This is a genomic window from Hoeflea sp. AS60, assembly GCF_038900115.1.
Lineage (GTDB): Bacteria > Pseudomonadota > Alphaproteobacteria > Rhizobiales > Rhizobiaceae > Hoeflea.
In genome coordinates, this window is record NZ_JBBMQP010000002.1 from 1,635,893 (window position 1) to 1,657,929 (window position 22,037).

The following is a 22,037-nucleotide window of genomic DNA, read 5'->3' on the forward strand; positions in this document are numbered from 1 at the left end:
TCTAGGCGGTGCGCGTTTTCTCAATCGCAGCCTGAGCCGCAGCAAGACGGGCGATCGGCACGCGGAACGGCGAGCAGCTGACATAATCCAGGTCGATGGATTCACAGAACCGCACCGAGGCCGGGTCGCCACCATGTTCACCGCAGATGCCGAGCTTGATGTCGGGCCGGGTCGCCCGCCCCTTGTCGGAGGCAATGCGAACCAGTTCGCCAACACCATCGATATCAAGGGTGACGAAGGGATCCTGCTCGATGATCCCCTTCTGCTGATAGGTCATCAGGAAGGAAGACGCATCATCGCGCGAAATGCCGAAGGTGGTCTGGGTCAGGTCATTGGTGCCGAAGGAGAAGAACTCGGCAACTTCGGCAATGGCATGGGCGCGAATGGCCGCGCGCGGCAGCTCGATCATGGTGCCGACGAGATAGGTAAGATCGACACCGGACTCGCTAATAACATCCCGCGCCACGGCATCAATCCGCGCCTTGACGAAATCGAGTTCCTCGCGAAGACCAACAAGCGGCACCATGATTTCCGGCACAACCGGCGCGCCGGTGGATTTGGCGGCTTTGACTGCGGCTTCAAAAATGGCGCGCGCCTGCATCTCTGCGATTTCCGGATAGGAAATGGCCAGACGGCAGCCGCGATGGCCGAGCATAGGATTGAATTCATGCAGCTCATCAACGCGCTGGCTGAGCTTCTCGACCGAAACCCCGATGACGCTCGCAACTTCGGCTATCTCTTCATCTGTCTTGGGCAGGAATTCGTGCAACGGCGGATCGAGCAGCCGGATGGTGACCGGCAGGCCCTTCATGATTTCGAACAGCTCGATGAAATCCGAGCGCTGCATCGGCAGCAGCTTTGCCAGCGCATCGCGGCGGCCGTCTTCGGAACCGGCCAAGATCATCTCGCGCATGGCTGTGATGCGGTCGCCGTCAAAGAACATGTGCTCGGTGCGACACAGGCCGATGCCTTCAGCGCCGAAGGAGCGCGCGGCGCGGGCATCGGCAGGGGTTTCGGCATTGGTGCGGACCTTCATGCGCCGCGTGGCATCAGCCCATTCCATGATCAGGCCGAAATCACCCGACAACTCGGGCTGCAGCATCGCGACCGCACCCTTGAGCACCTGGCCGGTGGACCCATCAAGCGTGATGACGTCGCCTGCCTTCAGGGTGGCGCCGAGGGAGACCAGCGTGCCATTGCGCGCGTCGATGCGCAAACCGCCGGCGCCTGAGACGCAAGGGGTCCCCATGCCGCGAGCGACAACAGCCGCATGGCTGGTCATGCCGCCGCGCGAGGTGAGAATGCCTTCAGCGGCGTGCATGCCGTGAATGTCTTCAGGGCTGGTTTCAACGCGCACCAGAATGACCTTGCGTCCGGTCTTGGCCGCTTCGACCGCTTCTTCGGAGGTGAAGACGATTTCGCCGGTGGCAGCGCCTGGAGAGGCGGGCAGACCTGATCCGATGATGTCCCGGGTCGCATGCGGATCGATGGTCGGGTGCAGAAGCTGATCCAGCGATGCCGGGTCGATGCGCATGACTGCTTCTTCACGCGTGATCAGTCCTTCACCGGCCATGTCGACAGCGCTTTTCAAAGCCGCCTTGGCGGTGCGCTTGCCGGATCTGGTCTGCAGCATCCAGAGCTTGCCTGCCTGGATGGTGAACTCGAGATCCTGCATGTCGCGGTAATGCCGCTCGAGCCGGTCGCAGATGGCGAGGAATTCGGCAAAGGCCTCAGGCATCAGCTTCTCGAGCGATGGCCGGTCTGAACCGGCCTCGATGCGCGCAGCCTCGGTGATGGATTGCGGCGTGCGGATGCCGGCCACCACGTCCTCGCCCTGGGCATTGACTAGGAACTCGCCATAGAGCTCCTTGACACCAGTCGAGGGATTGCGGGTGAAGGCTACACCGGTGGCCGACTGATCGCCGAGATTGCCGAACACCATCGCCTGAACATTGACAGCGGTGCCCCATGAAGCGGGAATATCGTGCAGTTGACGGTAGGTGATGGCGCGGGCGTTCATCCAGCTTGCAAAGACAGCGCCGATCGCGCCCCATAGCTGCTGATGCGGATCCTGCGGGAACGGAACGCCCAGTTCCTCCTCGACGATCGCCATGTAGCGGGCAATGATTTCGCGCCATTCTTCAGCGCTCACGTCGGTGTCGAGTTCATGGCCGAGACGGGCCTTCTCGTCTTCGAGGATTTCTTCGAAAACCTCGTGGTCGAGCCCCATGACCACATCGGCATACATCTGGATGAAACGGCGGTAGCTGTCGAAGGCGAAACGCTCGTCACCCGAATCGCGGGCCACTGCCAGAACCGTTTCGTCGTTGAGGCCGAGATTGAGCACCGTATCCATCATGCCGGGCATCGAAGCGCGGGCGCCTGAACGGACAGACAGAAGAAGCGGCTTTTCGGGATCGCCGAAGGCACGGCCGGCTATCTTGCCGACATTGACAAGCGCATCGGTGACCGCGGCTTCAAGGCCTTCGGGCATCTTGCGGCCATTGTCATAATACCAGACGCAGGCGTCGGTGGTGATGGTCAGTCCCGGCGGCACAGGCAGGCCGAGATTGCACATTTCAGCAAGATTTGCGCCCTTGCCGCCTAACAGATTGCGATCGGAAGCAGAGCCTTCGGCCTGTCCGTCTCCAAAAGTGTAGACCCACTTTGTCATCACTCGACCTTCCCTCGTGCGCAACCGCGACTGTCGCCAGGCCAATGCACCCTATCCCCGATTGCCGGGTGGCTGCCGATCCAGCAAAACGCTGTTTACGATAACCCTTGCATGGGGTGCTAAGCGTATGGCGAGCGAAACACAATGCGCAATTGGGCCAAATGCGCGACTAAATCGATCCAAAAGATCAAGATGTTGATTGGCTTGTCCTGTGCGTGGCCGAAACGCGGATGGATACGGCGCGTGAGAGCGTATCCAAGTGCCCGTTCGGTCGTCCCCTGTAACGGCGCATCACCAAAAGCAATGCAAAGTGATTGTAACAACGACACAATCGCGCTTTGAACGAATGGTGGCTATGGACCCCGCTGCTGCTGCGCATTAACACGGTTGGCAATTCCGACCGTCCTTGGGCTCACAGTCGGACTCACTATCAGGTTTGAGCCCGGAGGCACTAAAGCATGTCGTCTGTATCCCGCGCACCAGTTCCATTCGTTGACCTTGGCGCCCAGAAAGCCCGCATCCGCGACCGCGTCGATGCTGCCATTGCCGGCGTGCTGGACCACGGACAATTTATCATGGGGCCGGAAGTTGCAGAGCTTGAAGCGCAACTCTCAGCCCACAGCGGCGCAAAGCATGTGATCGCCTGCTCGTCTGGCACTGATGCGCTGGCGATGGTGTTGATGGCCAAGAATGTGCGACCAGGCCAGGCGATCTTCTGCCCAGCTTTCACTTTTGTCGCGACTGCCGAGGTGGTGGCATGGCTTGGTGGGCATATCTGGTTTGTCGATGTCGATGCCGACACGTTCAACATGGACCCGGCCTCTCTCGAAATCGCCATCGCGGCAGCCAGGGACGCCGGACACGAACCGGTTGGCGTGATCCCGGTTGACCTGTTCGGACTGCCCGCCGAGTATGACGCGGTCTCGAAAATCGCCGCCCGTGAAGGGTTGTGGATCCTGGGCGACGCTGCGCAGGCCTATGGCGCTCGTTATCACAATCGCCGGGTCGGAACCCTGTCGATGGCGACCGCCACCAGCTTCTTCCCGGCCAAGCCGCTGGGTGCCTATGGCGATGGCGGCGCGATCTTCACCGATGACGCCGAACTCGCAGATACGCTGCGCTCGATCCTGTTTCACGGCAAGGGCGCCAACCAGTATGACAATGTGCGGGTCGGCATGACCGGCCGCATCGACACCATGCAGGCAGCGGTCTTGATCGAGAAACTGAAAATCTTCGACGATGAAATCGAAGCCCGCAACCGAATTGCGGCGCGCTACACATCGCTGCTTTCAGACCATGTTGCGACACCGAAAGTGCCCGGCGGACTGCTCTCTGTCTGGGCGCAATATACCATCAAGCTGCCTGAATCTGCCGATCGTGCCGCGATCCAGGCAAAGATGAAGGAGGAAGGCGTGCCGACGGCGGTCTACTACCCCAAGCCGCTGCACCGTCAGGACGCCTATAGCCACCACGGCATCGCCGGCGGCGAACTGCCGGTCACAGACCAGCTGGCTGCCACCGTACTCAGCCTGCCGATGCATCCCTACCTCGATGACGAGACCCAGGACAGGGTGGTGGCGGCACTGATTTCGGCTTTGTGAGACGCGGGAACGGTCGCAATCCTTTAACCGGCTAGCCCGCCATTGCGGCCATGCGGCGGATGAAATCGGCACATGCTTCGGGAGCAGTGACGGGGATCATATGTCCACGACCCGGCAACGTCTCACAGTGCAGGCCATAAGCCTGCATCGCGCGACCATGCACATCGGGTGACAGCAGCCTGTCATCCGTGCCGAAAAGAATGCCGCCGGGGACATCCAGTTCCGCGGCATAGCGCGCCACCTGATCCGACATTGACGCTGTCGCGCCCAGCAAATCGGCAGAGGCGCTGATGAAGGACGCAGGCCGCAAACCGAGAATGCCGCCCCCCCTCACCTTGAAATCACCAGGGGCCTTTTCCGGCGCAAACACCTGAGCGAGAACCTTCTCACTGGTCAGTTTGGCGATTGGTGCCGCCACTGTATGCCCGATCAGTCGGCGCAAGAATGCGGATACAACGACCAAAGATCTGAAGACAGCAGGCGGTTCAGGGATGACGGCTGCGAGCGGGGCCAGAAGGGCAAGTGCGCCAATTGGCCGCTTGCATTCCATCACCATCGCTAGCGCCAGTGCGCCACCAAGGGAATGTCCAACCAGTACGGGGTTTTGGACACCCAGTTTGTCCAGGAATTCGCAGACCATGCGGGCTTGCGCCGGCAACTGAGCCAGATCATCACGGATCCGCGTGGAATAGCCCGAACCGGGACGGTCTATGGTGATCACCCGGAAGTCGGACGACAATTGCCCCGCCAGCGCGTAGGTAAGATTGTGCATGGTGCCGGCCAGACCGTGGATCAGCACCAACGTCTGGCCGTCCCGCGGTCCTTCATCTGTGTAATGAATTGCGCCGCCACTCACCGGCAGGATTTGACCTGCTGGCGGTACTGTATTCTCTGCCCCCGCCGCAAGCCTGAGCGTCCACAGCCAGCAGATTGCGAGAAGAAGCAGCAGACAGGTCAACAACCAGAACACGACAGACATCAGGCTAAATCCTTACCCGGAGACATGGCAGGAACGCCCCTCTCCGGTGACCGACTATCTGCAATGGGAGAACAACCGTCAATCAGAACACCAGCGGCGATTTGCCGTTGGCGACCAACGAGCGCCGTGAATTGGGAACCATCAGCCCTCACACCGCTTCGCGCAGTTGCTCGGCTGTCTGCAGATCCACTGAAACCAGCTGGCTGACGCCCTGCTCGGACATGGTGACGCCGAACAGGCGGTTCATGCGGGCCATGGTGATGGGGTTGTGGGTGATGATGACGAAGCGGGTCTCGGTGGAGGCCGCCATTTCGTCCATCAGGTTGCAGTAGCGCTCGACATTGTGGTCGTCGAGCGGGGCGTCGACCTCGTCCAGCACGCAGATCGGCGCCGGGTTGGTCAAAAACACCGCGAAGATCAGCGCCATCGCCGTCAGCGCCTGTTCGCCGCCCGAAAGCAGCGTCATGGTCTGCGGTTTCTTGCCGGGCGGGCGAGCCAGAATTTCGAGGCCCGCTTCAAGCGGGTCATCGGATTCAATCAGCTGCAATTCCGCCGTGCCGCCGCCGAAAAGGTGGGTGAACAGCCGCTGGAACTGGGCGTTGACGATGTCGAAGGCAACCAGCAAACGGTCGCGGCCTTCTTTGTTGAGGCTCTGGATCCCGGCGCGCAGCTTCTTGATCGCGTCGATGATGTCTTCGCGCTCGGTGATGATCAGATTGAGCCGGTCCGAGAGCTCGGTCTGCTCTTCCTCGGCGCGCAGATTGACCGCGCCAAGACGCTCGCGCTCGATCTTCAGACGTTCCAGATTGCGCTCGACCTGCGCCGGATCAGGCAGCGCGGCATCGGCGGCAAGCCCCGTCTGACGCAAGGCCAGATGCGGTTCGCAATTGAGCGCTTCGCGAATGCGGGCCTCGCCCTCCTCGCGGCGTTCCCGGGCGGCCATCAGCCGTTCCTCGGCACGACCGCGCCCCTCGCGGCCCTGCGACAAGGCACCGATTGCCTCGGTTGCGAGCTTGTCGGCCTCGCGTGATTTTGTCTCGGCGATGGCCAGGTTGTCGGCTGCTTCCTGGCGGCGCTTTTCAACCTCTGAAAGCTGGGTCATCAGTTGCCGGCGGCGGGCTGCGATTTCATCCGGGGCTTCGGCGATGCCAGCGACTTCTGCAGCGGCTTCCGCCGAGCGTGCGGTCAGCGTTGCGAGATGGCTTTCGGCATTGGCGGCGCGCTCAAGCCAGTTGGCGCGTTCAGAACTGATCGCCTCAAGCCTGCGTGCCCGGGCCGCGTTCTCCCGCTCGAGCCCCTCATGGGCGGCGCGGGCCTCGGCAAGCCCGCCGCGATCGGTCGCGACCTGGGCATTGACCTGGGTCAGAGCCGCATCAAGCCCGGCCAGATCGGGACAGGCCTTGAGCGACTGCTGGGCCTGCTCAAGCGCTTCAACCGTCTCGGCAAGCTGCGCACCCACCTGGGCGCGGGATTCCGTCAGCACGGCACGGCGGTTGGACAGCTCGCCAGAAGCCCGTTCGGCGCTTGCCAGTTCATCGCGGGCGCGGCTCACATTCTTGCTGGCGTCGCGGATCAGATCGCGCGCGGCACGGCTTTCGTTGACGCGGGCGACGACCGCCGCCTCGCTCTGGGTCAGCGCTTCCTCCACCTGGCGCAGCGCCTTGGTGGCCTCTACGGCTTCGTCATTGAGGTCGGCCAGCCGGTTCTTCTGCTCCAGCCTGAGCGCGGCAGGCGTCGGCGCATCGGCGGAGGCGACATAGCCATCCCACCTGAACACTGCGCCATCGCGGGTAACCAACCGCTGGCCTGGCTTCAGCGACCCATGCAGCGCCTTGCCATGCTCGGCATCCGCCACAAGTCCGATATGGGCCAGCCGGCGGGCGAGTTCATCGGGCGCACGCACATGGGTGGAGAGCGGCGTTACGCCCTCGGGCAGTGCCGCATCCTGACCAGTGACCTGCATCTTCGCCCAATGAGCGGGAGCAGCAGGATCGAGAGGCAGATCGAGATCATCGCCGAGTGCTGCACCAAGGGCCGTCTCATAGCCGCGATCGACCTTTATCTGCTCGACCACCGGCGGGAACAGGTCCGAGCCCTGTCCGGCATTGAGCATTCGGGCAATGGTCTTGGCTTCGGTCTCGATGGCATTGAGCCGGGCCTTTGCCTCGGTCACCGGCTGCCGCGCCGCTGTTTCGGCCACGCGCGCCGCCTCAACTGCTGCTTCAATGCCCGCCAATGCGCTTTCGGCATCGGTCAGCGCCTTTTCGGCAATTTCGCTGTCGCGGCGCTTTATCGCTGGATCGGGAAGCCCGGCGATGCGCTCGGCAATGCCGGCAAGATCAGCATCCTGGCTGGCAATCTGGCGGTCAAGCCGGGCCTTGCGCTCGCCTGCCTCGCGGATGACGCGGTCAAGCTGGGTGCGCTCGGCAGCGGCTTCGGCCCGTTCGGCAGTCACGACACCAAGCGATGTCTCGCTTTCGCGGAGTTTTGCCTGCGCGGCTTCAAACTGAGCTTTCAGGGCTGAGGATTTCTCGCCACTGCCTTCCAGTGCAGCCTTTAGCTCGGCCTCTTCCTGCGAGAGACGCTGCATGATGCCAGCATTGTCAGCGATCAGGCGCTCCTCGCGCTCGATATCGGCCTTGAGCTGTGAAAGCCGTCGATCGAGCTCCTCGCGGCGGCGGGTGATGCGCTCCGCTTCCTCGTCGATCTGGGTGCGGGCAATCTGCAGCCGCTGCAAGGCAGCAGCGGCTGCAGCCTCCGCATCGCGCAATTCGGGAAGCTTGTGGGCGGCGATGGCCTGGTTCTTGGCGGCTTCCATCTGCGCCTGCGCCAGTTCGGCGACATGGGATGTGGCCTGGGAGAGCGCGCTTTCGGCTTCGCCCTCCTGGCCCTTGGCGATCGACCACCTGAGATGCAGAAGCGTGGCTTCGGCCTGACGCACTTCGGCCGAGAGGATCTTGAAGCGGTTCGCCTGCCGGGCCTGGCGCTTGAGGCTTTCGACCTGGGATTCAAGCTCTGACGTCACATCATCGAGACGTTCTAGATTGGTTTCGGCTGCCCGAAGCCTGAGTTCTGCCTCATGACGACGGGAATGCAGGCCTGAAATACCAGCCGCTTCTTCCAGCAACTGCCGGCGCGCCTGTGGCTTGGCCTGGATCAGTTCGCCAATGCGGCCCTGGCCGACCATGGAGGGTGAGCGGGCGCCGGTGGAAGCATCGGCAAAAAGCAGCTGCACATCCTTTGCGCGCGCTTCCTTGCCGTTGATGCGGTAGACGGAACCGGACTCACGCTCGATCCGGCGGGTGACCTGAATTTCGTCGGAATTGTTGAAAGCGGCAGGTGCTGTGCGATCCGAATTGTCGAGATAGAGCCCGACTTCTGCGGTGTTGCGGGCGGGGCGGTTGCCCGAGCCCGAGAAAATCACATCGTCCATGCCCGAAGCGCGCATGTTCTTGTAGGAATTCTCGCCCATCACCCAGCGCATGGCTTCGACAAGATTGGACTTGCCGCAGCCATTGGGCCCGACCACACCGGTCAGGCCGCGCTCGATCACGAATTCGGTAGGCTCGACAAAGGACTTGAATCCCAGAACCCGAAGCTTTGTGAACTTCATGACCGAGACTCCCGGTCATGTTCATCCGTCGACACGGCAAAGCATCCCTCGCGGCCTATCCGCAAAGGATTGCTGGGTACTACCCGCCTAGAGAAGCGGGTCGATGATCGCCGACATGATGTCAATCGACATGTTCCCCGGGTACCGCTTGCCATTGACGAAGAAGGTTGGAGTGGACTGCACCCCGAAATCGTCCCCGGCTTTGGTTCTTACAGTATTCACATCATCCAGAAGCTTCTGGTTCGTCAAGCAAGCCTCAAAGGACTCCTGTGTAAAACCCGCCAGGCGGGCAATTTGCAGCAGTGCTTCGCGGCCATCGGGCGCTGTCGCCCAGGTTCTCTGCTGCTTGAACAGCACATCGACCATCGGGAAAAACTGGTTTTCAGGTGCGCAACGGGCGAGCATGATTGCCGCGGCGGCGCGGGGATCGAACGGAAACTCGCGCAGCACGAACCGCACCTTGCCGGTATCAACGTATTTCTCGACCAGCGGCTTGAAGTTCTGTTCATGGAAGGCTGCGCAGTGCGGACAGGTCATGGACATGTATTCAACGATGGTGACCGGCGCATTCTCGTCGCCCATGGTCATTTCCTTGAGCGGGCCCGGTTCCATCAGCTTGGCAACGTCAACCTCACCATCAGGCTTTGGCGCCTCAACGGCGGCAGTCGTGGAGGCGGTGGTTTCAGGAGAGACGTCAGCAGCGGCGGTTTCAGTGGAAACCACGGCGGCCGAATTGTCGGAGGCTTGTGGTGTTTGATCAGACGAGTCCGAACAGGCCGTAAGCGCCAATGCGAGCAGCGAAACACTCGCAGCGGCGGTCAGTCGGGAGGTCAAACGGAACATGCAAATCACCCATTCTCTGAAAATTGTGGCCATAAACGCGCTCAAAACCGTGTCAAAGGCCTTCACGCGCCCGGCGCCCTGCCCGTTGCGGCGGACGCCAATCCTGCCTCAACTCCTATAACGTGAAATGTGGCCAAACAAGTGCAACATGATCAATGACACGTGATCACGGCCCGGCAGCGCGGTTTCAGGTCATCAACGACGCTTTGAATTGCGGCCGATCACGCCCGCACCCAGCCGCTCCAGTGACTCGCGTAAACGTGGATCTTCGACGCCTTCCAGCATGTCGGCAAGGCGGTTTTTTTCCTTTGCATCAAGCGGACGGGCTTTCGGTTTGCGCGTCGGGATATGGATCGCCTTCTGGACAATCCGGATCTGGGAGATCGCGCGAAAGCCGAAGAAGCTGTTGACCCGGGAGATGAGTTCGGCTTCCTGATGCATCAGGAACAGGGCGCGAGCACCCTCGCAGGCGATGGTCAGCAGGCCCGGCGCGAAGCCACCACCGGTTTCATCCGGACCATCCTGGCGCGGCCAGCGGATGCGCTCCGGCCTTGAGAATCCCGCAAACTGCTCACCGGCAATCTCGTCCCACGACCCCAGCAACAACGTGTTGATGCCGGCACGCTTGGCCAGGATCGGATCGATCAGGCCGTTGGCGATTTCGGCGATCTGAACGCCGCCCTTGCGAAAATGGGTTGGCTTGGCCACAACTCTGCCTCTGCTCATCCGCCAGCCTCGGTATGAGGATCGGGATAATCCGAATATTGTATCATTGAAAGCGCCATGCCTGCCAGACCTGCGGGACAACACTGCAATTGGGCATGAAATGGAACCATTGTCGGGCGAAACCGTTTGTATGACGAAGCGCGACATTCAGGCGCGATCATATATGGAGATTTTCACATGGGTTTTGAATACAGCGGCCTTCTGGGCATTATCATCTTGGTCCTCGACATCTGGGCGATCATCCAGATCGTTCAGGGTGGTGGATCGACCGGCAGGAAGCTGTTGTGGATCCTTGTTATTCTGTTGCTGCCAGTGATTGGCCTGCTGATCTGGCTTCTGGCTGGTCGGAAAAGTGTCTAAGTAGCAACGTCGCAATGACCTTGACTGGCGTCCCTCTGGGGGCGCCAGTCTTGCGTTTGCGGACATGCTTCCGCATGTGGCGTGATGCAAGACAGAATGCGGCTCATACCCGATATGCAGAGAAAACCAGCAGCCGGCCCATGATGACGGGAAAACCCGGCGGGCCGGATTGCTTCAGGCGGCCCGGCACGCCATGATCCGGCATTGTGTTCGTGGGGAAGCGCACTACTTCCTTCTAGCACGTCTCTTTCCCACCGCTGCATGAGTTCCATGTCATCTTCAAAGCCTTCCAATACCGCGTCCGGAATCGCCGCTCCGCTGCTTGTCTGGTACGACCGGCACGCCCGGGCGTTGCCCTGGCGGATAAGTCCGCAGGAAGGCGCCCATGGTGTTGTGGCTGATCCCTACCGGATCTGGCTGTCTGAAATCATGCTGCAGCAGACCACCGTTCAGGCGGTCAAACCCTATTTTGCAGCCTTTGTGTCCCGCTGGCCCACCGTCGAAGATCTGGCGTCTGCTGATACGGAAGACGTGATGAAGGCCTGGGCGGGGCTTGGATATTACTCCCGCGCCCGCAATCTCAAGCGCTGCGCCGATGTGGTTGCCATGGAGCACGGCGGGCGATTTCCAGATACCGAGGAAGGCTTGCTTAACCTGCCCGGCATTGGCCCCTACACGGCCGCGGCGATTGCAGCCATCGCGTTCGACCAGCCGGCTGCGGTGGTTGATGGCAATATCGAGCGGGTGTTCACACGGATTTTCGAGATCGCAACACCCCTGCCCTCGGCCAAGACTGAAATCCGTGGCCTTGTGGCCAAGGCAACACCTGCCAGCCGACCGGGTGACTTTGCACAGGCACTGATGGATCTTGGCGCGACACTCTGCACGCCCAAGCGCCCGGCCTGCGCACTGTGTCCGCTCACCGAGCCTTGCCAGGCGCGCCGATCCGGGCGGCAGGAGCAGTTTCCGGTCAAACTTCCGAAAAAGGAAAAGCCGGTTCGCCTTGGCGCAGCATTCGTGGCCGAACGCAGCGATGGTGCGGTGCTTCTGGTCAAGCGACCGGACAAGGGGTTGCTTGGCGGCATGAGCGGTATTCCAACGACAAACTGGACAGTTCGCGCAGATGGCGAAACCGGGACAAAAGCAGCGCCTTTTGCCGCTGATTGGCGCAGCAAGGGCGTGATTTCACATGTGTTTACACATTTTGAATTGCGGCTTGAGGTTTTTCATGCGGTTGTCACCAATATCCCCGACCATGATGGCTGGTGGAGTGATGGCGATTCGCTGCCCGGCGAAGCGCTGCCCACAGTGATGAAAAAGGCGTTGAGTGCCGCCTTCCCCGCATTGTTCAGAAAAGGCAAGACATGAGCGAGACCCAACGGCCGGTGAAGCATATCGTTTTCGATATCGGCAAGGTGCTGATCCATTACGATCCCAATATTCCGTTCAGCCGGTTGATCCCGGATGAAGCGGAACGCGCTGCCTTCTTCGCCAATGTCTGCACCCATGAATGGAACCTCGAACAGGACCGCGGGCGTAGTTGGGCCGACGCCGAAGCGTTGCTGATCGATCAGTATCCGGGCAAGGCAGACCTGATCCGCGCGTTCCGGATCCACTGGCATGAAATGGTCAGCCATGCCTACGATGACAGTGTCGACGTTATGCTCGACCTGATCCAGCAGGGTCGCGACGTAACCATGCTGACCAATTTTGCCGCCGATACGTTCAAGGAAGCGCGGGAGAGATTTCCCTTTCTGAAGGTTCCGCGCGGCGTCACTGTTTCGGGCGAGATCGGAATGATCAAGCCGGACCGGGAAATCTACGACACCCACGTCGCAAGCTTTGATCTGGACCCGGCGGCCTGCCTGTTCATCGACGACAGCCAGCCAAATGTTGACGGCGCCATTGCCGCAGGCTGGCATGCGGTGCATTTCACCAGCGCAGAAAAACTCAGATCGGATCTGTCAGCTCACGGGCTTTAGAACATACCGCAGACTGCGCTCAGGACGGAAACTTGAACAGGTCGCTGTCCGGGTCCGGCTTGCCTTCCACCTCGGCTCTGATGATTTCCGAGGCTATCTGGCTGAAGGTGATGCCGTTGCCGCCAAAGCCCATGACGGCAAAAGCCCTGTTCATCCCTGGAACACGGTCTATGTAGGGCAGACCGGTCGGTGTCACGCCGAAGCCTGCCGACCAGACGAATTCCGGCTCAGGCAGTTTGATGCCCATGAGATCCGAGAGCTTTTTGATGATGCGTTTGGGCTTGGACTTCATCTTCGCTTCTGAGTGATAGGCCTCCGGATCGTTTTCATCCTCGCCCCCGGCAAGAAGGCGACCATCGCGGGTCTTTCGGAAATAGAGATAAGGATCTGCGGCTTCCCAGACCAGCGTATCGGTGAGCCATTCCGGAAGCTCTGTCGACGGGGGCGTCGCTATCGCCCAGGTAGACGCAATGGAATGGCTTTTATTGGCGACGCTTTTGAGAAATTCGTAGCCGGTGCAGAAAATCACATGACCCGCTTCGAGGAGTGTGCCCGATGAGGTGGAGAGCGCCACCCTGTCGCCGATTTCGGCCACGTCGGTGACCTCAACGCCTTCCACGATCTCGACATTGCGCTGACGCGCCTCGCGCAGGAGCCCAGCCGCCAGTTGCGCAGGATTGCAGGAAGCCGATGTATCGCTGAGCAGCCCTGCCTTGCGATGTATGCTGTATGCCTCTTCAACAGACGCCCCGTTCAGATAGGTTACCTCGAGCCCGGCCGCCTGCCGCGCGCGGAACTCGGCACTGAGTTTTCTCGGTCCGCCACCCTCCCCGGCGAGATACAGGGTCTGCTTGGGCTGGTATCCGCAGGAAATCCCCAGCGCCCTCACTCTCTTGCCGAGCGCCTTGACCGATGCTGCAGATCGGCGCCAGGCGCGTGCGGCTGCTTCTTCGCCGATCATGCGGGAAAGGTCGCCCAGGGGTGTGTCGATTTCATGCTGGATCATGGCGGTGCTCGCCATGGTCGATCCTGTCACCGGTTTGCGGCGGTCAATGACCAGGATGGAGCGTTTGCCGTCGGCCAAGGCTTCTGCCGTAAGAGCGCCAGAGATTCCACCGCCCACGATGATCACATCATAGCTGGCCAAAGCACAGGATTTTGATGTGATAACGCTGATCAAGGGAGTAGACGCCCACAAGGGAGATGCGTCGCGAAGGTCTGTTTTTCGGGTTACGGCGTCCATCGGCAACTCCTGTGTGACAGCTGCTTTCAACCCGCCAAACGCGGTTTGGTTCCGCCGTAAAGTTGCTATTTTTACATCTGCCCGGTGAACGTGTTTTTTTGCTCGCTTGGCTGGAACGGTCGTTCAGATTGCGCGTTGAGAGCAGCCACCAACCAATGGAGACCAGGCTATGAAAACTCTCGCAGAAGCATTCGAACACACCCTCAAGGACATCTATTACGCAGAGAACGCCTTGACCAAGGCTCTACCCAAGGTCGCGAAAGCCGCCACCAGCAAGAAGCTCAAGGACGCCGTCGAGAGCCATCTCACGGAAACCAAGGAGCAGATCAAGATGCTCGACAAGGTCTTCAAGTCGATCGGCAAAAAGCCTGAAGGCGAGAAATGCGATGCCATCGAAGGTCTGATCAAGGAAACCGACGGTCTGATCGAGGAAGCAGAAGGCGAAGCACTCAACGCCATGCTGATCGGCGCCTGTCAGGCAGTCGAGCACTATGAGATCGCCCGCTACGGAACGCTGCGCGAATGGGCCAAGGTTCTCGGCTACTCCGAAGCCCACGACCTGCTGACAGGCATCCTCGACCAGGAAAAGGCTGCCAATTCGAAACTGACCAATCTGGCCGTCTCGGAAGTCAACGAGGCCGCCTGAGGTCTCTGAAGTCGCCCCTGTCAATTAATGCATTGGCGCGGGATATCACACGAGAGCATCAGGGCTGTGTTCACACGGCCCTGATGTTTCGTTTTGAACGACATCGTCGTTTCAAATCAGCTGGTCTGCAATCACGGGAGCAGCCGTTGGGTGGCGATGGCAGCACACGCTGCTCAGTCGACCCAATTCCTGATCAGCCTGTTGAAAAGCTCTTTCGGCAACGAAGGACGACTATCCCCTTGACCTAAACTAGCTTCAGGCCGGTATGGAGCTGGATTGAAAGGTCGTAGCAGGATGAAGATTTCGGAAGTCGCCGAGCGTTCAGGGCTCAGCATCTCTACAATACGATATTATGAGAAATCTGGCCTTTGCCCGGAAGTTAGGCGCGGTACAGATGGCCAGCGCCGGTTCTCGGCGACCGAAGCAGAGTGGTTTTCGCTGCTGGCATCGTTGCGCGCCACGGGCATGTCCCTGTCCGACATGCGCGCCTTTGCAAATCTCTATGCATCGGGACATGAAACCGTTCCGCAACGCAAAGCTGCCTTGCTGGCCCATCGAGAAAACCTCGATGGCAGGCAGGCGGAGCTGGACCGCTGTCGCGTCATCCTTGATAGGAAGCTTCAGACATATGACGAAGTATTGGAGAATCGAAAATGAGAATCATGGTGGTCGGCGCATCAGGCGATATCGGCAAGGCCGCGTGCAAAGAACTTGGCGCACGCCATGACATCATCACTGTCGGACGCTCTGGCGGAGCCTATCAGGTGGATATGGCAGATCTAGTCGCTGTGAAGGCGCTCTACCAGCAAGTTGGGCACGTCGATGCTGTGGTGTCCTGTGCGGGCGATGCGACCTTCGCATCGCTGGCCGACCTCGATGAGGATACGTTCATGGTCGGGCTGCGCCAGAAAGTCATGGGGCAGGTCAATCTGGTGCTCGCCGGACTGGACAGGGTCGCGGATGGCGGATCGTTCACGCTGACTAGCGGTGTGCTGGATCGTGACCCCATCCGAAAGGGAGTCAACGCTGCGACAGCGAACGGAGCCTTGGCTGGTTTCGTGAAGAGCGCTGCAATCGAGATGCCGCGTGGTCTCAGGATAAACGTGGTCAGTCCGGGTATGCTGGATGTTTCTGCCGAGAGATATGGCGAATGGTTTCGTGGTCACAAGTCGGTGTCATCCCACGATGTCGGGCTTGCTTACTCGAAATGTGTTGAAGGCGCCCTGACCGGGCAAGTGGTCATCGTCGCCTAGCCAGACCAGGCACAGCACGAAATTCACACGTGCCCACTTCCGGCTGTGGCCTTCCCTTCTCAGCTCGCGCTTGCCTCAACCGGATCTTCCTCGTCTTCTTCGACTACCGGTCGTCCCGATAGGAACTGACCGAGATCGTGCATCGATTCAAAGTTGTCGCACAGCACCTTGACGACGACCAATATGGGCACAGCCATCAGCGCGCCCAGCAGGCCCCAAAGCCAACCCCACACGGTGACAGTCAAGAAGACGGCTACGATGTTGAGTTCGAGCCTTCGGCCAACGATCATCGGCGTCAGGAAATTGCCTTCAAGTGTTGTCAGACCCAGATAGATGGCCGGGGCAATCAGTGCTGATCCAAGCGTCGGGTAGACCACCAGGGCTGTTGCGGCAATTGCCAAGGCGCCGACCCATGCTCCGATAAAGGGGAGAAAGTTCAATACAGCGGCTATACAGCCCCACATGAAGGGGTTTGGCATGCCATAAAGCCATAAACACAACCCAATTGCTGCGCCCAGGGCCGCATTGATGAGGCTGATTGTGAACAGATACCGGGACACCTGCCGTTCAACGTCATAAATCACACGCAACGCGCGTTTCTTCTCACTCATCAAGGGAAGGATGCCGACGATTTTTTCATAGAACAGAGTGCCCGTCGAGAGCAGGAACATTGCCAAGATCAGGGCAACGACAAAAGTGGTAAGCCCGACAAATGTCTTGGATGCAGCAGCACTGAGCAAGGCCGGTTGCTGGACAACCACCTTCTGGACTTCGGCGGTGTCGGTACCCTGCGCCAATGTCTGAACCTGATCGGATGCGTCCTTGACCGCCTTGATCTCGTCCCGGTATTCGGCAAATTTTTCCCTTATCTGGATGCCGGTTTCAGGCGCTGACGCAATCAGGTTCGAAACCGGACCGGAAAGCGAGTAGGCGCCGAACCCAAGGCCACCAGCCAGAACCAAGATAATCAAGAAGGCCGAAATTCCAGCGGGAATGCCACGCTTTTCGGCGAAGCGAACAATGGGCCTCAAGGTCAAAGCAATCAGAAGACCAAGAACCATCGGCATGACGACGTCTTGGGCGACAAACAATACCTGGGCCACGATGACAATGAAGATGCCGATCAGGACCCGTTTAATCGTTGTGATATCCGGATTGGTGAGAGGCGTCTGCGCATCCATTGTAAATCCCACCCATACAGTTAAAAAGGCCACGTCCTAGCGAGGGCGTGGCCAGTTGATTAATATCAGTTTTGAACGTCAAACCTTGTTGCCCAAAGCGCCCTTGATGTCGCCGGACACGTCCTGCGCCGCACCCTTGGCCTTTTGCGCCTTGCCTTCGGCCTGAAGGCTCTTGTTACCGGTGGCCTTGCCAAGCCCGTCTTTGGTCTCTCCAGCAACCTTGTTGCCTGCTGCCTTGGTCTTGTCGATCAACTTTCCCATACCGAAATCTCCGTTCGATTCCGCTGATTATGCGGCGCTGGTTACGCAAGATCTTGCTTGCTTGTAACAACGTGCGAAACGGGATTTGGTTCAATTCAAAATTGATGGATTTAGCCTTAGGGTCTTCAAGCCAAATTTTTGATCAGATCGTGGCCTTGATCGAGGTTTGCCCCATTAAGTAAGGCAGGCTCCATCTTGGCCAAGATCGCCTGAAACGGAGAGCACCCGGGATGTGCGAAACATCCCGGGTGCTGCATGGCCGGCGGTGACTGAAGGTACTTGACGCCCGCCGGATCTGTTTTCCGGACTTAGCCGGCGCGCGCCATCTCCTGTCGGATTGCGGCGCGGAAATCATCTATCAGCTTGAGGCCGTCGGGCGTCTCGACATGCCAGAAAGTCCAGCCGTTGCAGGCATCAAAGCCCTGCACCACAGCTCCAACCTTGTGGATTGAACCGGCCTGGCCATTGGCGACCAGAGTGCCATCGGCACGAACGATCGCCTGATGCTTGCGCTTGGCGTCAAAGAGCACATCACCTGGTTTGACGTGGCCTGCCTCGATCAGCACGTTGAAAGCCACCCGCGGCTCGGCGCGCTTGCCGGTCAGGACGGTGAGTTCGTTCTTGCCGAGCGGTTCGACAGCGTCGATCCGAGCGCGCGCTGCATCGATATAATCCTGCTCGCGCTCGATGCCGACAAAATGGCGACCCAGCCTGCGGGCAACAGCACCTGTGGTGCCGGAGCCGAAGAATGGATCGAGGACCACATCGCCGGGCTTGGAAGACGCCATCAGCACGCGGGCCAGCAGCGCTTCGGGCTTCTGGGTCGGATGAACCTTCTTGCCGTCTTCGCCTTTGAGGCGCTCGGCGCCGGTGCAGATCGGAAACAGCCAGTCCGAGCGCATCTGCACATCGTCATTGGCGGCCTTCATGGCTTCGTAGTTGAAGGTGTAGCTCTTGGCGTTCTGGTCGCGCGATGCCCAGATCATGGTTTCGTGCGCATTCTGGAACCTGCGGCCACGAAAATTCGGCATCGGGTTGGTCTTGCGCCAGACGACGTCGTTGAGCAGCCAGAAGCCGATATCCTGAAGCTGGGTGCCGACGCGGAAAATGTTGTGGTACGAGCCGATCACCCAGATGGTGCCGTTTGGCTTGAGCACCCGGCGGCAGGCCAGCAGCCATGCACGGGTAAAGGCGTCGTAGGCCGCGAAGCTCTCGAACTGGTCCCAATGGTCGTTGACCGCATCGACCATCGATTGATCAGGACGTGCCAGATCGCCACCAAGCTGCAGATTGTAGGGCGGATCGGCGAAGATCACATCGACGGAATTTGCGGGAAGCGCTTCGAGTGCTGCAACGCAATCACCCTTGATGATGGTGTCGAGCCAGGACTGACGCGTGGCATTGACGGCAGAAATTCCGGAAAGCGAAACAGAATGGGCCATTTGATACTCACATTACAAAACGCAACAACTGAGCATCATGGTTACCGAACAGGGTAAACATCTGGTGAATGGTGATGGGGTTGTTGTATTCAAGCCTCGATAAAGACACAAAGCCAGCAGCTTTGAACACCGATCGACTTCTCCGTTTGCACAGCGACGGATGCATTTGATCTGCCGCCGCTGTGCCAACAATTTCAGTCTGATAACCGCGATTGCGTGGTCAAGCGGCATTAGGTTTCCGCAGACATAATCCGTTCAGTCCGCAGCGTTGAATTTTCCAGCACTTGTCTGTCACAAAGGCTTGGTATAGGTCCGGTCGCATCTCCGATCTTCCCCGCTTGCCCCAAGACAGGAATATTTCCATGGCTGGTTTCGACCTCATCATCTTTGATTGCGACGGCGTGCTGGTCGACAGCGAAATCATCGCGGCGCAGGTGGAATCCAAGCTTCTGAGCGATGCCGGCTATCCGATCACCGCTGAAGAACTCGCCGAGCGCTTTGCCGGACTGACGTGGAAGGACATCCTGTTCGAGGTCGAGCGCGAAGCCAGCATTCCGTTTTCCGCCACGCTGCTCGACGCTTCGGAGGCGCTTCTGGACAAGAAGCTTGGAACGGAAGTGCGGGCCATCGACGGCGTCGCGGAAGCCATCGCTCGTATCCCCGGCCCGCGCTGCATCTGCTCCAATTCTTCGGCGCACAGGCTCAAGGCCATGCTCGCCCGCACCGGCCTCGACAGATTGTTCGGCGAGCACGTCTATTCAGCCAAGGAAGTCGGCGAAGGCCGCACCAAGCCTGAGCCTGATGTGTTCCTGCACGGCGCCAAGCAGTTTGACGTGAAGCCTGCCAAAGTGCTGGTGATCGAGGATTCGGTGCACGGCATTCATGCGGCAACGGCAGCAGGCATGCGCGTGGTCGGTTTTACCGGCGGATCACACAGCTATCCCGGCCATGCAGACAAGCTGACTGAAGCCGGAGCGGAAACAGTCATTCGCCGCATGACCGATCTTCCGGCCACGGTTGAGGCTCTCGCCGCATGGTCTGACCTGCTCTGAACCTCGCGACGAGCTTCAAATACCGAAAAGCCGCGGAATGACCTGACTATTTCGTGTTGTACGGCCCTGGATCAAATCCAGCATAGATCTTTGCCGTGCGGGATGCGCTGACCGGGAATGTCACATTGGCATTGGTGTAGATGAACTGTTCCGCCGGCCCGCCTTCGGCAATGGCGACGGCATATTTCTGCAGCTCGGAATAGAGAACGGTTTCGCCATCGAGCACGACCACACGCAGCGGCAGATTAACATCGCCCGTTTTGGCCTGGGGGCCTCCGACGACGCGGCCGGAGACAACAACAGTGACAGTCAACTGATCACCACTGATACGGCACTGCCGCGTGGTGTCGCTGATCGATGCCTGGTGGATCACCTTGGCCGGATCGCCATCACCGCCCTTGGAATAGGTGGTGTAGTATGCGGTTCCCTCACGCAGCGATACCGCAGGGCATGCGCCCTGAACCACCGCGGAGTTGCTTGCCGCATCAATCGTCGGCTGCTTATCGCCGCCGCCAGGACTTAGCACCGAACGAGGGTCGGCAGACGTACATCCGGCGATCAGGGCTGCGCTGATCAGGACCGGGGCGAAACGCAACAAACTTTGTGACACGATAAACCTACCTTCATTCACCCAATGCGAAAGACAATGCCTCTAACAGGTGTGTGGCCTTTGCATGACGACCGCCCATGGTCTATATCAGCCGCGCGGCGGAAAATCGACCGGCGTTATCTCATCTTGCGCGATCCGCGTCCACCACCGGAGAACATGTCTGTGGACTATATTTCGACACGGGGCGAAGCGCCCGCACTAGCGTTCAGCGATGCGCTTCTGGCAGGCCTTGCCCGGGACGGTGGTCTCTATGTTCCGCGCGAGTGGCCGACATTCACCCGCAAGGACATCCGGGCCATGCGCGGGCAAAGCTATCAGGAAATTGCTTTCCGCGTCATCGAGCCCTTCACCACAGGTGAAATCGAACCGGACGCACTGCGCGCCATGATCGATGAAGCCTATGCGACTTTCCGCCACCCCGCCATTGCGCCACTGGTGCAAAGCGGAGCTAATTCATTTGTGCTCGAGCTGTTTCACGGACCCACACTTGCCTTCAAGGATGTAGCGATGCAGCTCATCGCCCGCCTTATGGACCATGTTCTGGCCAAGCGCGGCGAGCGGGCGACGATCGTTGGCGCCACCTCGGGTGATACCGGTGGTGCTGCAATCGATGCCTTCGCCGGGCGCGACCGGACCGACATTTTCATCCTGTTTCCGGAAGGCCGGGTGTCGCCGGTACAACAGCGTCAGATGACCACGTCGAAGGCCACAAACGTTCACGCGATGGCTTTGAAGGGGAATTTTGACGATTGCCAGGACATGGTCAAAGCCATGTTCAATCACGGCTCGTTCCGTGACCAGGTGCGTTTGTCCGGCGTGAACTCGATCAACTGGGCACGTATCATGGCCCAGATCGTCTATTACTTTACCGCCGCCGTTTCGCTCGGAAGCCCGGACCGGAAGGTCTCGTTTACGGTTCCGACCGGCAATTTCGGCGATATTTTTGCCGGATACTGCGCCAAGCGCATGGGCTTGCCGATCGCCAGGCTTGTAATCGCCACCAATGAGAATGATATTCTGGCAAGGACGCTCAGAACCGGGCGATATGAGATGCGCGGCGTCAGCCCAACCACATCTCCTTCGATGGATATCCAGATTTCATCGAATTTCGAACGGCTGCTGTTTGACGCCAATGACCGGAACCCCGAAGCCGTGCGCCGGGCAATGTCCGGCCTCAAGCAATCCGGTGCGTTCGATATTGCCGAAACGGCGCTGAAAAGCATCCGCAAGGAATTCCGCGCCGGTCGGGCCAGCGAGCGTCAGGTAATGGCGATCATTCGCGATACCCAAGCCGAAACCGGCTATGTGCTGGATCCGCACACGGCGGTCGGCGTACATGTCGCGGCGCGGATGGAAAAGCCCGCCACGCCGATGATTACACTTGCAACCGCGCATCCGGCGAAATTCCCGGATGCCGTAAAAAAAGCCTGTGGTATTGACCCCGCGCTCCCGTCGTGGCTCTCTGACCTAATGCAACGGGAGGAACGGTTCAGCGTAGTGCCCAACGAGCAGGACGAGGTGGAAAACCATATCCTGTCGCTTACACGGGCCTCACAATGAGCCGGGGAAAG

At 59.6% G+C, this 22,037-nt stretch carries 19 protein-coding genes; 9 read left to right on the forward strand and 10 right to left on the reverse strand.

The window, feature by feature from the left end:
• Position 1 precedes the first annotated feature (1 nt).
• Positions 2-2,674 (reverse strand): pyruvate, phosphate dikinase, encoded by a 2,673-nt coding sequence (gene ppdK, locus WNZ14_RS18255; RefSeq protein WP_342870040.1) that lies wholly within the window; start codon positions 2,672-2,674, stop codon positions 2-4.
• A gap of 458 nt (positions 2,675-3,132) precedes the next feature.
• Between ppdK and WNZ14_RS18260 the strand changes: the two genes are divergently transcribed.
• A complete protein-coding gene (locus tag WNZ14_RS18260) occupies positions 3,133-4,275 on the forward strand; it encodes a DegT/DnrJ/EryC1/StrS family aminotransferase (protein WP_342870041.1) in 1,143 nt (380 codons plus the stop codon).
• Between the two features lie 31 nt (positions 4,276-4,306).
• Here the strand turns inward: WNZ14_RS18260 and WNZ14_RS18265 are convergent, their stop codons facing one another.
• The 4 genes from WNZ14_RS18265 to WNZ14_RS18280 form a co-directional block, all read right to left on the reverse strand.
• On the reverse strand, positions 4,307-5,254 hold the full coding sequence (locus tag WNZ14_RS18265; RefSeq protein WP_342870042.1) for an alpha/beta hydrolase: 948 nt from the start codon (positions 5,252-5,254) through the stop codon (positions 4,307-4,309).
• A gap of 148 nt (positions 5,255-5,402) precedes the next feature.
• Complete coding sequence (smc, locus tag WNZ14_RS18270; protein ID WP_342870043.1) at positions 5,403-8,867, reverse strand: chromosome segregation protein SMC; 3,465 nt, start codon at positions 8,865-8,867, stop codon at positions 5,403-5,405.
• Between the two features lie 87 nt (positions 8,868-8,954).
• Complete coding sequence (locus WNZ14_RS18275) at positions 8,955-9,710, reverse strand: DsbA family protein (protein WP_342870044.1); 756 nt, start codon at positions 9,708-9,710, stop codon at positions 8,955-8,957.
• 195 nt (positions 9,711-9,905) lie between these two features.
• Positions 9,906-10,436 (reverse strand): DciA family protein, encoded by a 531-nt coding sequence (locus WNZ14_RS18280; protein WP_342870045.1) that lies wholly within the window; start codon positions 10,434-10,436, stop codon positions 9,906-9,908.
• A gap of 177 nt (positions 10,437-10,613) precedes the next feature.
• On the opposite strand from WNZ14_RS18280, the gene WNZ14_RS18285 reads away from it, so the two are divergent.
• From WNZ14_RS18285 to WNZ14_RS18295, 3 genes are all read left to right on the forward strand, one after another.
• On the forward strand, positions 10,614-10,796 hold the full coding sequence (locus WNZ14_RS18285) for a PLDc N-terminal domain-containing protein (protein WP_342870046.1): 183 nt from the start codon (positions 10,614-10,616) through the stop codon (positions 10,794-10,796).
• A gap of 270 nt (positions 10,797-11,066) precedes the next feature.
• Positions 11,067-12,164: an A/G-specific adenine glycosylase gene (gene mutY / locus WNZ14_RS18290; protein ID WP_342870047.1), complete on the forward strand. Its 1,098-nt coding sequence runs from the start codon at positions 11,067-11,069 to the stop codon at positions 12,162-12,164.
• Entirely contained in the window at positions 12,161-12,778 is a 618-nt protein-coding gene (locus WNZ14_RS18295; RefSeq protein WP_342870048.1) for an HAD family phosphatase, read from the forward strand. The genes mutY and WNZ14_RS18295 overlap by 4 nt, the downstream gene beginning before the upstream one ends.
• Before the next feature lie 19 nt (positions 12,779-12,797).
• Here the strand turns inward: WNZ14_RS18295 and WNZ14_RS18300 are convergent, their stop codons facing one another.
• The gene (locus tag WNZ14_RS18300) at positions 12,798-14,021 is read right to left on the reverse strand and encodes an FAD-dependent oxidoreductase (protein ID WP_342870049.1); all 1,224 of its coding nucleotides are present in this window, start codon (positions 14,019-14,021) and stop codon (positions 12,798-12,800) included.
• Positions 14,022-14,190: 169 nt separating this feature from the next.
• Between WNZ14_RS18300 and WNZ14_RS18305 the strand changes: the two genes are divergently transcribed.
• From WNZ14_RS18305 to WNZ14_RS18315, 3 genes are all read left to right on the forward strand, one after another.
• Positions 14,191-14,667, forward strand: coding sequence for a ferritin-like domain-containing protein (locus WNZ14_RS18305; protein WP_342870050.1), 477 nt, complete (start codon positions 14,191-14,193; stop codon positions 14,665-14,667).
• Positions 14,668-14,961: 294 nt separating this feature from the next.
• Positions 14,962-15,324: a MerR family transcriptional regulator gene (locus tag WNZ14_RS18310; RefSeq protein ID WP_342870051.1), complete on the forward strand. Its 363-nt coding sequence runs from the start codon at positions 14,962-14,964 to the stop codon at positions 15,322-15,324.
• On the forward strand, positions 15,321-15,920 hold the full coding sequence (locus WNZ14_RS18315) for a short chain dehydrogenase (protein ID WP_342870052.1): 600 nt from the start codon (positions 15,321-15,323) through the stop codon (positions 15,918-15,920). Before WNZ14_RS18310 ends, WNZ14_RS18315 begins: the two co-directional genes overlap by 4 nt.
• Positions 15,921-15,979: 59 nt before the next feature.
• On the opposite strand, the gene WNZ14_RS18320 is transcribed toward WNZ14_RS18315, so the two are convergent.
• The 3 genes from WNZ14_RS18320 to WNZ14_RS18330 all read right to left on the reverse strand — a co-directional run bounded on the left by WNZ14_RS18320 (position 15,980) and on the right by WNZ14_RS18330 (position 18,804).
• A complete protein-coding gene (locus WNZ14_RS18320; protein WP_342870053.1) occupies positions 15,980-17,101 on the reverse strand; it encodes an AI-2E family transporter in 1,122 nt (373 codons plus the stop codon).
• A gap of 78 nt (positions 17,102-17,179) precedes the next feature.
• The gene (locus WNZ14_RS18325; protein ID WP_342870054.1) at positions 17,180-17,362 is read right to left on the reverse strand and encodes a CsbD family protein; all 183 of its coding nucleotides are present in this window, start codon (positions 17,360-17,362) and stop codon (positions 17,180-17,182) included.
• Between the two features lie 308 nt (positions 17,363-17,670).
• Positions 17,671-18,804 (reverse strand): site-specific DNA-methyltransferase, encoded by a 1,134-nt coding sequence (locus WNZ14_RS18330; RefSeq protein ID WP_342870055.1) that lies wholly within the window; start codon positions 18,802-18,804, stop codon positions 17,671-17,673.
• Positions 18,805-19,166: 362 nt separating this feature from the next.
• Here WNZ14_RS18330 and WNZ14_RS18335 point away from each other — a divergent pair, with 362 nt between their 5' ends.
• Entirely contained in the window at positions 19,167-19,856 is a 690-nt protein-coding gene (locus tag WNZ14_RS18335; RefSeq protein WP_342870056.1) for an HAD family hydrolase, read from the forward strand.
• A 46-nt stretch (positions 19,857-19,902) separates the two neighbouring features.
• Here WNZ14_RS18335 and WNZ14_RS18340 read toward each other — a convergent pair whose 3' ends face one another.
• Positions 19,903-20,466: a hypothetical protein gene (locus tag WNZ14_RS18340; protein ID WP_342870057.1), complete on the reverse strand. Its 564-nt coding sequence runs from the start codon at positions 20,464-20,466 to the stop codon at positions 19,903-19,905.
• A 156-nt stretch (positions 20,467-20,622) separates the two neighbouring features.
• Here WNZ14_RS18340 and thrC point away from each other — a divergent pair, with 156 nt between their 5' ends.
• Positions 20,623-22,026: a threonine synthase gene (gene thrC / locus WNZ14_RS18345; protein ID WP_342870058.1), complete on the forward strand. Its 1,404-nt coding sequence runs from the start codon at positions 20,623-20,625 to the stop codon at positions 22,024-22,026.
• Positions 22,027-22,037 lie beyond the last annotated feature (11 nt).

Excerpts from the sequence above, each read along its gene's own strand:
- ppdK (WP_342870040.1), bottom strand. The coding sequence starts at position 2,674 with ATGACAAAGTGGGTCTACACTTTTGGAGACGGACAGGCCGAAGGCTCT.
- WNZ14_RS18260 (WP_342870041.1), top strand. The coding sequence starts at position 3,133 with ATGTCGTCTGTATCCCGCGCACCAGTTCCATTCGTTGACCTTGGCGCC.
- WNZ14_RS18265 (WP_342870042.1), bottom strand. The coding sequence starts at position 5,254 with ATGTCTGTCGTGTTCTGGTTGTTGACCTGTCTGCTGCTTCTTCTCGCA.
- smc (WP_342870043.1), bottom strand. The coding sequence starts at position 8,867 with ATGAAGTTCACAAAGCTTCGGGTTCTGGGATTCAAGTCCTTTGTCGAG.
- WNZ14_RS18275 (WP_342870044.1), bottom strand. The coding sequence starts at position 9,710 with ATGTTCCGTTTGACCTCCCGACTGACCGCCGCTGCGAGTGTTTCGCTG.
- WNZ14_RS18280 (WP_342870045.1), bottom strand. The coding sequence starts at position 10,436 with ATGAGCAGAGGCAGAGTTGTGGCCAAGCCAACCCATTTTCGCAAGGGC.
- WNZ14_RS18285 (WP_342870046.1), top strand. The coding sequence starts at position 10,614 with ATGGGTTTTGAATACAGCGGCCTTCTGGGCATTATCATCTTGGTCCTC.
- mutY (WP_342870047.1), top strand. The coding sequence starts at position 11,067 with ATGTCATCTTCAAAGCCTTCCAATACCGCGTCCGGAATCGCCGCTCCG.
- WNZ14_RS18295 (WP_342870048.1), top strand. The coding sequence starts at position 12,161 with ATGAGCGAGACCCAACGGCCGGTGAAGCATATCGTTTTCGATATCGGC.
- WNZ14_RS18300 (WP_342870049.1), bottom strand. The coding sequence starts at position 14,021 with ATGGACGCCGTAACCCGAAAAACAGACCTTCGCGACGCATCTCCCTTG.
- WNZ14_RS18305 (WP_342870050.1), top strand. The coding sequence starts at position 14,191 with ATGAAAACTCTCGCAGAAGCATTCGAACACACCCTCAAGGACATCTAT.
- WNZ14_RS18310 (WP_342870051.1), top strand. The coding sequence starts at position 14,962 with ATGAAGATTTCGGAAGTCGCCGAGCGTTCAGGGCTCAGCATCTCTACA.
- WNZ14_RS18315 (WP_342870052.1), top strand. The coding sequence starts at position 15,321 with ATGAGAATCATGGTGGTCGGCGCATCAGGCGATATCGGCAAGGCCGCG.
- WNZ14_RS18320 (WP_342870053.1), bottom strand. The coding sequence starts at position 17,101 with ATGGATGCGCAGACGCCTCTCACCAATCCGGATATCACAACGATTAAA.
- WNZ14_RS18325 (WP_342870054.1), bottom strand. The coding sequence starts at position 17,362 with ATGGGAAAGTTGATCGACAAGACCAAGGCAGCAGGCAACAAGGTTGCT.
- WNZ14_RS18330 (WP_342870055.1), bottom strand. The coding sequence starts at position 18,804 with ATGGCCCATTCTGTTTCGCTTTCCGGAATTTCTGCCGTCAATGCCACG.
- WNZ14_RS18335 (WP_342870056.1), top strand. The coding sequence starts at position 19,167 with ATGGCTGGTTTCGACCTCATCATCTTTGATTGCGACGGCGTGCTGGTC.
- thrC (WP_342870058.1), top strand. The coding sequence starts at position 20,623 with ATGTCTGTGGACTATATTTCGACACGGGGCGAAGCGCCCGCACTAGCG.